Origin of the sequence: Bacillus sp. NTK071 (assembly GCF_017303315.1) — a bacterium.
GTDB lineage: Bacteria > Bacillota > Bacilli > Bacillales > Guptibacillaceae > Guptibacillus.
This window is the reverse complement of sequence record NZ_JAFKOI010000001.1, coordinates 219,682-233,041: the sequence shown is the minus strand read 5'-3', so window position 1 is coordinate 233,041 and position 13,360 is coordinate 219,682. Positions and strand designations below refer to the sequence as shown.

16 protein-coding genes are annotated in these 13,360 nt (G+C 39.8%); 4 read left to right on the top strand and 12 right to left on the bottom strand.

Going from position 1 to position 13,360, the window contains the following annotated elements; translation table 11 throughout:
- Positions 1 to 108: 108 nt before the first annotated feature.
- From JI666_RS01260 to JI666_RS01250, 3 genes are read right to left on the bottom strand one after another with little or no spacing between them, the layout of a single operon-like run.
- A complete protein-coding gene (locus JI666_RS01260) occupies positions 109 to 1,641 on the bottom strand; it encodes an acyl-CoA carboxylase subunit beta (RefSeq protein WP_206888107.1) in 1,533 nt (510 codons plus the stop codon).
- A 54-nt stretch (positions 1,642 to 1,695) separates the two neighbouring features.
- Positions 1,696 to 1,908, bottom strand: a complete 213-nt coding sequence (locus tag JI666_RS01255) for a biotin/lipoyl-binding carrier protein (protein ID WP_206888104.1) — start codon at positions 1,906 to 1,908, stop codon at positions 1,696 to 1,698.
- A gap of 22 nt (positions 1,909 to 1,930) precedes the next feature.
- A complete protein-coding gene (locus JI666_RS01250; protein WP_206888101.1) occupies positions 1,931 to 3,271 on the bottom strand; it encodes an acetyl-CoA carboxylase biotin carboxylase subunit in 1,341 nt (446 codons plus the stop codon).
- 225 nt (positions 3,272 to 3,496) lie between these two features.
- Between JI666_RS01250 and JI666_RS01245 the strand changes: the two genes are divergently transcribed.
- Positions 3,497 to 3,970 carry an N-acetyltransferase gene (locus JI666_RS01245; RefSeq protein WP_206888097.1) on the top strand — a complete coding sequence of 158 codons (474 nt, stop codon included), beginning with the start codon at positions 3,497 to 3,499 and terminating at the stop codon, positions 3,968 to 3,970.
- Between the two features lie 36 nt (positions 3,971 to 4,006).
- Here JI666_RS01245 and JI666_RS01240 read toward each other — a convergent pair whose 3' ends face one another.
- The 4 genes from JI666_RS01240 to JI666_RS01225 form a co-directional block, all read right to left on the bottom strand.
- Positions 4,007 to 4,570 carry an RsfA family transcriptional regulator gene (locus JI666_RS01240; RefSeq protein WP_206888095.1) on the bottom strand — a complete coding sequence of 188 codons (564 nt, stop codon included), beginning with the start codon at positions 4,568 to 4,570 and terminating at the stop codon, positions 4,007 to 4,009.
- 87 nt (positions 4,571 to 4,657) lie between these two features.
- Entirely contained in the window at positions 4,658 to 5,431 is a 774-nt protein-coding gene (locus JI666_RS01235; RefSeq protein ID WP_206888092.1) for an enoyl-CoA hydratase/isomerase family protein, read from the bottom strand.
- A 65-nt stretch (positions 5,432 to 5,496) separates the two neighbouring features.
- A complete protein-coding gene (gene rpmF / locus JI666_RS01230; RefSeq protein WP_048309912.1) occupies positions 5,497 to 5,670 on the bottom strand; it encodes a 50S ribosomal protein L32 in 174 nt (57 codons plus the stop codon).
- 53 nt (positions 5,671 to 5,723) lie between these two features.
- On the bottom strand, positions 5,724 to 6,260 hold the full coding sequence (locus JI666_RS01225; RefSeq protein ID WP_206888087.1) for a YceD family protein: 537 nt from the start codon (positions 6,258 to 6,260) through the stop codon (positions 5,724 to 5,726).
- Between the two features lie 227 nt (positions 6,261 to 6,487).
- Between JI666_RS01225 and JI666_RS01220 the strand changes: the two genes are divergently transcribed.
- On the top strand, positions 6,488 to 7,705 hold the full coding sequence (locus tag JI666_RS01220) for a nucleotidyltransferase (protein ID WP_206888084.1): 1,218 nt from the start codon (positions 6,488 to 6,490) through the stop codon (positions 7,703 to 7,705).
- Positions 7,706 to 7,765: 60 nt separating this feature from the next.
- Here the strand turns inward: JI666_RS01220 and JI666_RS01215 are convergent, their stop codons facing one another.
- Both JI666_RS01215 and JI666_RS01210 read right to left on the bottom strand, forming a co-directional pair.
- Complete coding sequence (locus JI666_RS01215) at positions 7,766 to 8,794, bottom strand: SepM family pheromone-processing serine protease (RefSeq protein WP_206888079.1); 1,029 nt, start codon at positions 8,792 to 8,794, stop codon at positions 7,766 to 7,768.
- Positions 8,791 to 9,579, bottom strand: coding sequence for a patatin-like phospholipase family protein (locus tag JI666_RS01210; RefSeq protein WP_206889255.1), 789 nt, complete (start codon positions 9,577 to 9,579; stop codon positions 8,791 to 8,793). The genes JI666_RS01215 and JI666_RS01210 overlap by 4 nt, the downstream gene beginning before the upstream one ends.
- Positions 9,580 to 9,699: 120 nt before the next feature.
- Between JI666_RS01210 and spoVV the strand changes: the two genes are divergently transcribed.
- Positions 9,700 to 10,914, top strand: coding sequence for a dipicolinic acid transporter SpoVV (gene spoVV / locus JI666_RS01205; RefSeq protein ID WP_206888076.1), 1,215 nt, complete (start codon positions 9,700 to 9,702; stop codon positions 10,912 to 10,914).
- A 46-nt stretch (positions 10,915 to 10,960) separates the two neighbouring features.
- Here the strand turns inward: spoVV and coaD are convergent, their stop codons facing one another.
- From coaD to JI666_RS01190, 3 genes are all read right to left on the bottom strand, one after another.
- On the bottom strand, positions 10,961 to 11,455 hold the full coding sequence (gene coaD, locus JI666_RS01200) for a pantetheine-phosphate adenylyltransferase (RefSeq protein WP_136945626.1): 495 nt from the start codon (positions 11,453 to 11,455) through the stop codon (positions 10,961 to 10,963).
- A 2-nt stretch (positions 11,456 to 11,457) separates the two neighbouring features.
- Positions 11,458 to 12,036, bottom strand: a complete 579-nt coding sequence (gene rsmD / locus JI666_RS01195; protein WP_206889252.1) for a 16S rRNA (guanine(966)-N(2))-methyltransferase RsmD — start codon at positions 12,034 to 12,036, stop codon at positions 11,458 to 11,460.
- Between the two features lie 481 nt (positions 12,037 to 12,517).
- On the bottom strand, positions 12,518 to 12,838 hold the full coding sequence (locus JI666_RS01190) for a hypothetical protein (protein ID WP_206888073.1): 321 nt from the start codon (positions 12,836 to 12,838) through the stop codon (positions 12,518 to 12,520).
- Positions 12,839 to 12,951: 113 nt separating this feature from the next.
- Here JI666_RS01190 and JI666_RS01185 point away from each other — a divergent pair, with 113 nt between their 5' ends.
- The gene (locus tag JI666_RS01185) at positions 12,952 to 13,338 is read left to right on the top strand and encodes a DUF7147 family protein (protein WP_206888071.1); all 387 of its coding nucleotides are present in this window, start codon (positions 12,952 to 12,954) and stop codon (positions 13,336 to 13,338) included.
- Positions 13,339 to 13,360: the final 22 nt, after the last annotated feature.

Below are 13,360 nucleotides of genomic sequence, written 5' to 3'. Positions count from 1 at the left end.
CACCTTTATAGGTCGAATGAAACTTGCATTTCTTAAAGTTTAGCATATGTATTTCATCTTTATTTAAAAAAATCCCTTAACAGTTAAGTTAAGGGATTTACTCTGGTTCTATACAGGATAGACTGGATGCTTTTTATCTGGAGAAGGTACATCTTTTGCCTCATAATACGATAAACGATCCACTAGCACTTCCCGAAGTTCACTGCCAGGTACAATGTCATCAACAATTAGCTCTGAAGCAAGTTTATAAATATCAATGTGCTCTTTGTATTCTTGATGTTTTGCTTTCACATATTCTATCCGTTCTTTCGGATCTTCAATGGCATTAATTTTATTAGCGTATACTGCATTCACCGCAGCCTCTGGTCCCATTACCGCAATTTGTGCAGTTGGCAGCGCGATGCAGCAGTCTGGTTCAAATGCTGGCCCAGCCATAGCGTATAGCCCAGCACCGTATGCTTTTCTAACAACAACAGAGATTTTTGGAACTGTAGCAGAGCTCATAGCTGCAATTAATTTCGCACCGTGTCGGATAATTCCAGCCGTCTCGACTTTTGTTCCAATCATAAATCCTGGTACATCAGCTAGAAAAACAAGTGGAATATGATACGCATCACAGAGTTGAATGAATTTCGCCCCTTTATCAGCAGAATCGACGAATAGAACGCCGCCTTTTACCTTCGGCTGATTTGCAATGAGACCAACAACACGCCCATCAATTCTAGCGAACCCTGTTATCAATTCAGGAGCAAAAAGCTTCTTCATTTCAAAAAAACTTTCTCCGTCAACTAGCGCATCAATTAAATCATACATATTGAATGGAGCATTTTGATTCTCAGGTACAATGTCAGTAATTGATTTCTCTAGAGAAGGTAGCGTTCCTTCTAGACGAGGTGTTCTTTTATTGAAATTCCCCGGAAAATAACTAAGATAGGCTCTTCCCAGTTCGATGGCATGTTCTTCATTTTCAGCAAGAACATCACCGCACCCACTTGTACTGCAGTGCATTCTAGCTCCACCCATCTGTTCAAGCGTCACTTTTTCACCAATTACCTTTTCAGCCATTCTCGGTGACCCAAGATACATGGAAGCATTTTTATCAACCATGATCACAATGTCACAGAAAGCTGGTATGTATGCACCGCCTGCTGCAGATGGACCAAATAGAAGGCAAACTTGAGGAACCATTCCAGACATTTTTACTTGGTTATGAAAGATTCTACCTGCACCACGTCGATTGGGAAACATTTCAAGCTGATCAGTAATACGTGCCCCTGCCGAATCTACGAGGTAAAGAAGTGGAACCTTAAGGTTCATTGCTGTTTCTTGAATGCGAATGATTTTTTCTACTGTTCTAGCACCCCACGAGCCAGCTTTTACAGTTGAATCATTTGCCATAACACAAACCTTTTCGCCATTCACCTTACCGATCGCAGTTACAACACCGTCCGCAGGAAGGTCACTTGCATGGTTATTCGCAAATTTACCATCTTCTGTATACTGTCCATTATCAAACAAGAGGTTCAGGCGATCACGTACAAAGAGTTTATTCGTTTCTTTAAGCTTCTGATGGTATTTATCTGCACCACCAGATTCAATCTCGTTCGCTTTTGTTTGCAACATTTCTTCAAGATGGTTCATTAAGAATCCTCCTTCAATTTCCATTTAGATCGAGCGCTCGTTCAGCATAGATTCCTACTTAATCTTAACTAGTACATCACCTTCGTTAACAAAATCTCCGATCGAAACACTCACTTCCGCTACAGTGCCATCTTCTACTCCTTCAATGGGAATCTCCATTTTCATTGATTCAAGCATAACGAGTTCCTGACCGGAAGTAATTGAATCTCCTTCTGCTACCATTACATTTAATACTGTTCCTGCCATTGATGCTTTTACTTCTTGCATATCTATCATTCCTTTTCTTTGTTTATTTTTTGACTGTAAGATTCTCAGCTAAATAAGCCGTTGAATAATCTCCTTGCTTAAACTTCTCTTCTGCTAGTAGTTGTGCAAAGAGAGGACCATTTTGTTTAATCCCCGTTAATGAAAAGTCTTCAAAAAATGCTTGACCGGTTTTGATTGCCTCATCTCGTGTTGAGCCCTTTACAATGATTTTCGCAATCATCGGATCATAGAATGGAGAGACGCTTGACCCGCTCTCATAACCTGAATCAATCCGAACATTCTCCATTTCCGGAAAATGAAGTGTTTCTATCTTTCCTGGTGATGGCATAAACGTCGTTGGGTCTTCTGCATACAATCTGAATTCAATACTATGACCCGTTGGCAATATGTCCTCCTGCTTTAACGGAAGGGATCGGCCTTCTGCTACAAGAAGCTGCCATTCAACTAAATCGACTCCAGTTGTTTCTTCAGTGATTGGATGTTCGACCTGTAACCGCGTATTCATTTCAAGGAAGTAGAAATTCTCATTTTGATCCATCACAAATTCTACAGTTCCAGCATTTGTATAATCCACATGCTCTGCTGCTGCTATAGCAGCTTCACCTATTTTTGACCTAGTTTCACTTGATATAAATGGGGATGGTGTTTCCTCAAGAACCTTCTGGTTTCTTCGCTGTATCGAGCAGTCTCTCTCATAAAGATGAACAATATTACCTTGTTTATCTCCAACAATTTGAACTTCGATATGCCGAGCCTGGTCGATAAACTTCTCAACAAACATAGCTCCATTACCAAAATAAGCCTTCGCTCTATTCTGACTGGACGCGAATGCCTTTTCAAGTTGCTGGTCATTCTCACAGCGTTGCATACCGATGCCGCCTCCGCCAGCTGCTGCTTTTAACATAATTGGATAGCCTATTTCATTTGCATATGATATAGCTGCTGTTACATCTTCAATCTCAGCACTGCCTGGTACAACAGGAACACCGGCTTCTATCATTGTTTTTCTTGCGGTTATCTTATCCCCCATTGATTCAACAACTTCTGCTGATGGGCCAATAAACGCAATACCTTGCTCCTCTACTTTCCTCACAAAGGATGCATTCTCTGAAAGAAATCCATATCCTGGATGAATTGCATCAACATTCTCATCCTGAGCGATTTTCAAAATAACATCCTGATTTAAGTAGGATTTCGCAGCAGGTGGATCACCGATTTCATATGCTCTCGTTGCGCGTTTTACATATGGGAGATCTTTGTCTGCACTTGAATAAACAGCAACCGTCTCAATACCAAGCCTGCTACATGTTCTTATAACTCGTTCTACGATTTCGCCACGGTTTGCAATTAGGATTTTTTTCACGTTTTCGCTCCTCTCATAACACTAACAAATTGATGGGTTGAAAACCCTTACATTTATCATATCATTAAATGAGCATCACGTTTCAACAAATATTCAAATTATTCGTTTTAGACTTTGTTTTTCGAAATGAAGAAAAGTTTAGCGTTTTCAGGTATAATAGAATAGTGAAGATTCTATTTATTTCACCACAGATACGACAAAAAGCAATTTTTGGAGGGGGCCGCTATGGTAGACTTGACAGTTCGTCCACTTGTAATCAATTACAAAACTCTAGAAGAGTTTAAGAAATTTAAAGAGTTTGGTATTCAAGAGCTTTCCATGATGGAAGATTTACAGGACAATATTATTGAAAATGACAGTGAATCTCCATTCTATGGAATTTATTTTGGAGACACGCTCGTGGCTAGAATGAGCCTATATCGCATTGATGGGAAGTACGATCGCTATTTCGATCCTCCACAGGATTACCTTGAACTTTGGAAGCTTGAAGTGCTTCCGCAATATCACAACCGTTCTTACGGTTCCACACTTGTTAATTTCGCTAAAACATTTAATGTTCCAGTGAAAACAAATGCTAGGCAGGGCTCTGCAGAGTTTTGGGAGAAGATGGGGTTTGAAGCCGTTACGTATCATCCTGAACGTGATCGTGGGGAAAATCCATATGTGTGGTACCCGGAAGGTGTTTCAGAACAGGAGTAACTAAAGGAAATAGGAGCCGCCCACGTCGGGCAGCTCCTATTTTTTTACCTTCTCTAAATTTCCATTAGCATCCATCTGAAAACGCATACTTCCCTGATCTTCTTCCTGGAAAATGACCATCTTTCTTGCCTTCTCCATAATCTCTAATAATGATTGGTAATCTTCCTGAACAGTCATATACTCTTTCTCTAGCTGATGAAGATGCTGTTTAAGCTGTAGATTTTCTGCAAGAGTCTCTTGTAATGAAGACTCATTTTTAGCTACTTTAGATAGATAAGATTTGGACTTAATGAGTAAATCAATGGCTTCATTAATGAAATCCATGCTTTGATCTTCACATGCCATTTCTTGTTTATTCTCTGGCTGGCTTTTCTTTTGCTCTTTCCGCTGCTTTTTAGCAAGTGCAATCGCAGCTTCATATTGCTTTCGAATCAATGAATTCCATCTAAAGCCACAAGCAGCAGGCGTTCGTGACAACTTCTTCCCCACTTCTTCAAACGCTGCTAGTTGTGTACTCGCTTCTCTAATATGACGTAATACGACCTCTGCTAGTAGAACATCTTCATCTTTTGACCATGCATCCTGGCGAATTGGTACCAATAACAATCCCCCCAATAACCGTTTTACAGTCATCTTATGCATTTGATAGATATAGTAGACTTTCAGATTTTAAAAATAGGTAATTTATTAAGATTGTTTGTTCTTTTTATTCAGAAATGCCTCAACAGCTGTATGGTGCTCATCTTTTGCCCAGAGTATGGCACAATTTCTAATTTCCTGCTCAATTCTCTCACGGATTTTACCTTCATCTAGTCGATTCAACCAGTACATCTTATAAGAAGAAAGTATCGGTGAAGATCTCTTGAAAAGATTACTTATATACTCATAGGCTTCCGACTGCCAGTTAGCTGTTGTTGTTATGTATGTAATATAGCCTTTCTTCAATGCTTCATCTGCCGAATATCGATCTGCGCTCATTAACATCTGAAGTGCATGATCTGCACTCATTCGTTCAAGTGCATATACAGTTCCGCCCCAACCTGTTGTTAACCCTATTGAGCCTTGTATAAACCCAACTTGTACATCCCTTCTTGAAATACGATAATCACAAGCAATAGCAAGCTCTGAACCTCCACCAACAGCATGACCATTTAGTAGCGCCACTGTCGGTTTCTTACAAAAAAACAGACGTTCTAGCACGTCTCCCATCTTCCTCAGCATCGGATAGGCTTCTTCCTCTGTTCTCAAATCGTAAAAGTCACGAACATCTCCTCCACTACAAAAAGCCCGCTCTCCACTTCCAGTCACAACGATATAGCTTACAGACGGATCATCCTCAGCTCTACTGATAGCTTCTAACATTTCACCCATCACATCATAGTTGATGGCATTCCTCTGCTCAGAACGGTTTATTGTAAGAATAGCAGCTCCATCTCTTCTTACCTCTAATAGACTGGACATAATGTACCTCCTGCTAAAATTAGGTATAAAAAAAACAGAGAGATTTCTCTCTCTGTTTCACTGAATTACTTGCTTACTACGTTCTCACCTTTGTAATTTCCACACTCTTTACAAACACGGTGAGAAAGTTTGAATTCGCCGCAATTAGGGCATTTTACCATTCCTGGTACTTCTAATTTATAATGAGTACGACGCTTATTTTTACGCGTTTTAGAAGTTCTTCTAGCTGGTACTGCCATTGTTTCCACCTCCTTAAAAAGTTAACTAATTACATGGAAGTTATATCTACCGATTATTTATCTTCATTTTCCTTATTGAAAAAATCAGCTAAACCGGCCATACGAGGATCAACCTTTTCTTTCGGCTGCTCGCGTGTAATAACATCCCATCCATTACCGGATTTTTTTGGCATTTCTTCTGATTCAGAGCTATATTTCACTACTCGAATCGGAATCTCCAAAAGTATATTTTCCTTAATATACGGAACTAAGTCAACCGTATTTCCCGAAACTTGATGAATTTCTTCATCTTCCACTTCAAAATCAACGCCATTTGTGTTTGCTTCAAGCACAAATGTCTCCATTGGGCGAAGTACGAACGGAAAATCTACATCTTCAAGTGTATTGGCACATGGAAGAACCATTTTGCCTTTCACTGTTAGATGAAAGGTAACCTTATTACCGTGAAACGATGTTTCACCGGTAACATGAACTGGCGTAATTTCACGGATATCCGTATTACGTTCCTTCAGTTCCTCTACATTCACTTCTTCGTCAATTGTAAGACCTTTCAGTTTAAAGGACTTCAATTGTTCAATTGACCATTTCATCTGTGTATCACCTCAAGGCAACAAAAGTATTATAGCTACAAAATACGTAAATGTCAATATTTTTTCTTTACACCAGTTGTTATGGAAGGATTATTGGTATACTCTTAATCATACCAGAGTAAAAACACTGAATTCAACTAATTAAAATGAAGATGATTTAGTAGAGGATAAACTGATTGTTATTTACCTATATCCTCGATTATCATTTGTCAGAAAGGAGTATTTGCATGAAAACTGCTGGTGTCATTGTTGAATACAATCCGTTTCATAATGGTCATCTCTATCATTTAAATGAAACAAGAAATGCAACAAATGCAGATGTTGTTATTGCTGTAATGAGCGGCTCTTTTCTCCAGCGAGGAGAACCTGCACTTGTTGATAAGTGGTCAAGGGCACGCATGGCATTACAAAATGGTGTCGATATCGTGATTGAACTTCCCTATGTGTATGCTACCCAGAAAGCTGAAATCTTTGCAAAAGGAGCCGTTTCACTTCTTACCTCAATGGGAGTAGACCAACTTTGCTTTGGAAGTGAGTCTGGTTCTATACATGAATTTCTCAGCACAGTCTCTTTTATTGATTCTCATGAGAAAGAATACAACGAGCGTATTAAATATTTCATGGGTGAAGGAAATAGCTACCCGAAAGCATCCTCTCTTGCTTTTCAAAGTTTGGATGGACATGAAGATGTTCTTGATTTATCTCAACCGAATAACATTCTAGGTTTTCAATATGTCAAAGCGATTCATTCTCAAAATTCTCATATGAGACCGTCCACAATTCTTCGAACAAAAGCCGGCTATCATGATCAGCAACTGACCGATACAAAGATTGCAAGTGCGACTGGGATACGTCACGAGTTACTTTCGAAAGGTAGTCCACTTGAAAGTATTCAATCTTATGTACCTGATCCTACATACAAAGAGCTACAGCATTACATGAATACATACCGCACATTTCATGGGTGGCACAAACTTTATCACCTACTAAGGTATAAACTATTAACCACCTCTCCATCGAAGCTCGCTTTAATTTATGAAGCTGAAGAAGGGCTCGAAAATCGTCTTATCTCAATTGCCAAAAGAGCTCCTACCTTTCAGAGCTTTATGGAAGCTGTCAAAACGAAACGGTATACATGGACACGCATTCAACGTTTTGCGCTTCACATCTTAACAGATACAACGAAAGACGAGATGAGACCAGCACTAGAAGGAGATAAAGCTCCATACTTAAGACTGCTTGGAATGTCTAGTACGGGTAGAGCTTATTTAAATGAGATAAAAAGTTCTCTCCCTGTTCCACTTGTTGCTAATATCAATCAATTCAATCATCCCTTTCTGACGATTGAAAGACGTGTGAGTCAGGCTTATGCACTTGGCTTCACAGATGAGCATCAAGAAGAATTTCTTATGAAGGAACATAAAATGTCTCCAATCATTTTTTAGAATGCTTATAAAAACAAGCGCCCAGCAAGCTTATCGATATGCTTGCTCGGCGCTTTGTATTTATTCTGCTTTTAATTGTTTTAAATAGTCAATCGCATCCTGAAACGTTTCAACCGGTACAATTTTCATTTCAGTCTTTATATCTTTCGCAGCTTCCATTGCGTCATCATAATTAGAATGGGCAACAGGTGCCAAGAATATTTCTGCTCCAGACGAATCAGCCGCAACAATTTTTTGTTTAATGCCACCGATCGGACCTACTTCACCCTTTTCATTAATCGTTCCAGTTCCAGCAATCTCATACCCTTTTGTCCAGTCTTCTTTTGTTAATTGATTATAAATTTCTAATGAGAACATCAGTCCCGCTGAAGGACCACCAATTTGATCCGTTTTAATATCGATTGGTGGATCTGTCTCGATCGATGTTGAGGTTACTGGACCTGTAATACCAACACCGACTTTTCCTTTTTCCGTGTTATATGGCTCTGGAAACGGAGAAAAACCGACTTCTATCTCTTTTTTAGTCCCTTCACGGTCGAACGTAAGATTTACGGTTTCTGACTCACTGTACGTCCCTAGCTTATCGAGAAGTTCCTCAGTCGTTTCGATGTTTTTATCGTCTACCTTTGTAATAAGATCACCAATTTCTAATTTGCCATCAGCAGGCATTCCCTCAATAATACCCGTTACGAGAACGCCGTTATTTGTAACCTCTATCCCTTCTCCTGCAGCTTGATAAGCAACGATGGTGGCACTAGTCTGAGAGTTAGCCATTACATCAAGCTGTCGTTGATGATACTGCTCATCTGTCTCACCTTCACGCTTAATTAATTCTTCAGGAATCAATTCATGGTATTCATTGAACTGTGCCCAAACATACTGCATAAGGTTCGCTTGTCCTACTCGGACAGTGGTTAGCATAAATTCGCCTTTATCTTCTGAACCCCCCTCGACCTTAATAACTTCATCTAATTCTCTAGCTTCTCCCGGGGTAGTGACATAATAAGGAAGGTCAATAAATGTAAATGCTGCAACTACTACAATAATCATGACCCATATAAAAGTAAATTTTTTGGTGCCTCTGTTCATTTATTCTGCTCCTTCCAATTCTCCACCGCTTTATGTATTTCATCAAGGTGGCGGTAGGCTGCTTCCTCTCCTATTTTGATAATATCAACCACATTCGTAAATGCCCTTGATTGAAATGATTCCAGTCTGGGTTTAATCATGATATCTGCGTTGATTTCATGTAAGCGAACCATTTCATTTTGCATGATATCAATACTCTGCATGATAACGTCAATAATTGATGTGACATCAGGTTCCTTTTTCACATCTGACACGTCAACAGCTATAACAAGATCTGCCCCCATCTCTCGTGCGACTGAAACGGGCACACGGTCAATGACGCCCCCGTCTACAAGGAGGCGGTCGCCAATCCGCTCTGGAACTAATATACCAGGTATAGCAATACTCGCTCGAACTGCTTGTGCAACTGGACCCGACCTGAATACGACCTTTTCTCCTTTAATGATGTCTGTAGCAACGATTGCAAGGGGAGGCGATAGATCCTCTATTTGCTTTCCATGTGTTAGAGTTTCAATTAAACTTCTCACTTTATTGCCTGCAATGAATCCCATCTTTGGAACTGTAAAGTCCAAATAATATTTCCGTTTGAAAAGGGATGCCATTTTAACCATCGAATCTACGTCATGACCCACACCGTAAATAGCACCTACAAGCGAACCCATACTGCTTCCAGCAATATAGTCTATGGGAATATTTTCCTGAATCAATACTTTTAATACACCGAGATGGGCGAATCCTCTCGCACCACCGGAACCAAGTGCCAACCCAATTTTAGGACGATTCATCATGAATGCCTCCCTGTCTATCCCTGCTTAATCATATGGTCTAATTGTTCCACACATACGTATATTTTAATTATCGGACAGGTTTATTAATGGAATTACGCCTTTGGGAGGAATGCCTCTGTGAACGTTCAAGTGGTAAAAACATTATTGCTTGCAACGTCTGTAACGGTCGTTGCTCTCGCCGTCATATTATTTCCTGAACATACACTTGAGGCTTCAAATAGTGGCCTTTCAATGTGGTGGAATATTGTTTTTCCTTCTTTATTACCCTTTTTTATCATTTCTGAACTTCTCATAAGTATCGGGGTAGTCCGCTTTATTGGTATTTTGTTAGAACCATTAATGAGACCGCTTTTTCGTGTACCTGGTGCTGGAGCATTTGTACTGGCTATGGGAATCGCCTCAGGCTTTCCTGCAGGAGCTAAATACACTGCCCACCTTCGGCTTAATAAAGACATCACAGCGATTGAAGGAGAACGGCTCGTATCATTTACGAACTGTTCAAATCCTCTATTTATTTTCGCTGCAGTTGCTGTAGGCTTCTTCCATAATCCTGCACTCGGTGTGATTCTTGCTGCTGCTCATTATGCTGGCAATATTCTCGTAGGTCTCGTCATGCGCTTTCATCACCCTGAAGAAAGAGAATATAGAGACATGAAACGCTCTAACCAGTCTAGAGTCACCCAAGCCTTTGTAGCACTTCATGAAACAAGAGTAACTGATAATCGTCCATTCGGTAAAATGATGGGCGATGCTGTCCACTCATCAATCAAAACCCTTCTTATGGTTGGAGGCTTCATAATTTTATTTTCTGTGCTCAATGAATTAATTGGCGTTATTGGTGTGGCAGCATTTCTTGCTGGTATTCTAAGGACAGCCCTGATACTTTTACAGCTCCCTCCAGAATTGGATATTCCACTTCTATCAGGACTATTCGAGATTACGCTTGGGAGTAGACTTTCAAGCGAGAGCACAGCACCGCTCCTAGCCCAAGCTATGATTACAAGCTTCATTCTCGCTTTCAATGGATTCTCTGTTCAGGCTCAAGTAGCAAGTATACTGGCAGATACTGATATCCGTTTCAAACCTTTCTTCTTTGCACGACTGCTCCATGGCGGATTTGCTGCTATTCTTACATTAGCACTTTGGAAGCCAATATACATTAACCTCTTGTCTTCAGGTAAAGTGACTCTTCCAGTCTTCCATAGGAATGATCCACTTACCTTGTCAGAAACACTGTACTTCTTTTTTCAACAAACAGGTCCGTGGATCACATGTTTATTCTTAGTCATCTTTATTGTGATGACTTTTAGGAGAAGTCGCACAATCGGCTAGTTATTCTTATACGCCATTAAGTTCTTTAGGTAGAAAAAGACCCCCGTTAGTCTAACGGGGATTCAGCATACTTTTGTCTGAGTGCATTTTCCACAATTTCTGGTACAAGATCAGAAACTGGAGCATGGTATTTTGCTATTTCTTTTACAATGCTAGAACTTAGAAACGAGTACTGGTTGTTTGTCATCATAAAGAACGTTTCGATTTCATCTTCAAGCTTTCTGTTAATCGATGCAATCTTCATCTCATACTCGAAATCTGAAACAGCACGCAACCCTCGTAGGATCGTAGAAGCTCCTACTTCTTTTGCGTACTCGATTAATAATCCTCGATGCGAATCTACTGTTACATTACCAATATCTTTCGTGGCTTCTTTTAATAGCTCTACACGTTCATCTACTGAAAAAAGAGTGGATTTACTTTGATTATTAAGGACAACGACTTTAATATCATCAAATACTCTCGCGCCTCGTTTAATTATATCTAGATGACCAAACGTAACCGGATCAAAACTTCCTGGACAAACCGCAATCTTACCCATGACTATTCCTCCTTCTCAACAGCCTGCTGTTCATATGTATAAATCGAAATCGTTGTTTTACCACTATAGGTTTCTTGGCGAGTCATTTTCAACCCAGCAACCGTTTCTGGAAGCGTGACTTCCTTCTTGTGTTCAACTACTATGGTTGCGTTATCCTCTAAAAGCTCATAAGTACATAGTTTTTCAAGATCATAAAGAATTTGTTCTTTATGATAAGGAGGATCAAGTAAAACAAGCGAGAAAGTCATTTCTCGTTTGTTCAGTGCTTTTAAAGCACGTTTTGAATCGTTGCGAAATACTTCTGCAGATTCGGTGAATTTCGTCTGATCGAGATTCCACTTAATAGTCTCAATCGCTTTGCTATCACGATCTACAAAAATACATGTTTTCATACCTCTACTTAAAGCTTCAATGCCTAGTGCACCACTTCCACCATAGAGATCAAGAGCTTGTCCTCCATCGAAAAAAGGACCGATCATATTATAGATGGACTCTCTTACTTTATCTGTTGTAGGTCTTGTCGACATACCAGGAACAGGCTTAATATGCCTTCCTTTACACTCTCCTGCAATGATTCGCATCTCTCTCACAACCTTATCCATTCCATATTCCTACTTATCCTACCACAAAAAAAGGGAAAGCTAAAATCAATGTATAAACCGAAAGTTGATGGCGATACTAAACGTAGCAGCATCGTTTCAGGTTAACAGTGCTGCTACCACGGAGAAGACTTACGTTTCCCCATAAGATCTTCCTCCGGTTTCTCCTCTCCCATTGCCTTAGCTTAACGGCTTAAGGCACCCGCAGGAAGTATTTCCTGCGGGTATTTTTTGTTTATTACATGGCTAAGTGGTAGTTGATTTCCGCTCCAGGATGTTCGCTTTCCGCGGGGCGGGCGATGAGCCTCCTTCCGCTACAATCAACAACGAAGTGTAGTTTTTATCCAAAATCTCTTTTATAAACAACAACGCTTAAGAATAAAGTGCTTTTTTTAAGATTGTTGTAAAGGTGCTCAATATTGCAATAAAGTCACGAAAAAGCCTTACGAAAAGATCTTTTAAATCAACCTGGATCAAGATCAAATGGTAGATCAGTTACTTGAATGCCATCCCAATCATGATGGATCCAATCTCCAAGTCCATCTTCTGTTATGCTCGTGTGGTTAAACAGATAGTCTTCAACGTCTGACAAGGATTGATTTGAAAGTAACTCTGCCTCAGCAGCAGTAATAACCCCATGAAGAACAAGAACAGCAAGAATGTCAGCAATGATGAATCCCTGAATTAGTTTTTTATCAATGGTTTCCTCTTCAGCATTTCTTCCTATCCAGTACAAATAGAGTAAACCTCCTACTAACGTAACTAGAAGCAGAATCGATCCCATAGAAGAACCTCCTTTCTTATCATTTTAATGCAAACGCTTTATCCTTTCCATCATAAAGAATTCATGCTACATTATGAGGGGATTTCTGAACAGAGTGAAAGGAGTACACTATCATGATTCAACGTTTCATCGAACTCGGAGAGGGCTATTCTGATATTTATGAACTAGTCGAACTTGCGAGAACCAATTCTAATCGTATTCATCGTCTATTACTGCTCAAAACGATTACAAAAAACCGTGAAGTCGTATCGCCCGTAGTTGTATTAAAGCCAGCTGGCGAAGGAAATCTTCAGCCACTTTATATTTGCCGAGAAGGCATTCCTGCAAAAGACCCATCTGTTAAGAGATTGCAGCTGTTCAAAGAGATTAGCGAGACATTAGAGATGCCAATTATTCCTATTGAAGTAAAGCCTTCGATTGATTTTAATGAAAAAGAGCTTTACTACAACTATATTATCGGCATTCTTAGACTAAATAACCTAATTCCTCCTCTAAGTTAGCCACCATACATAACTCTAAATA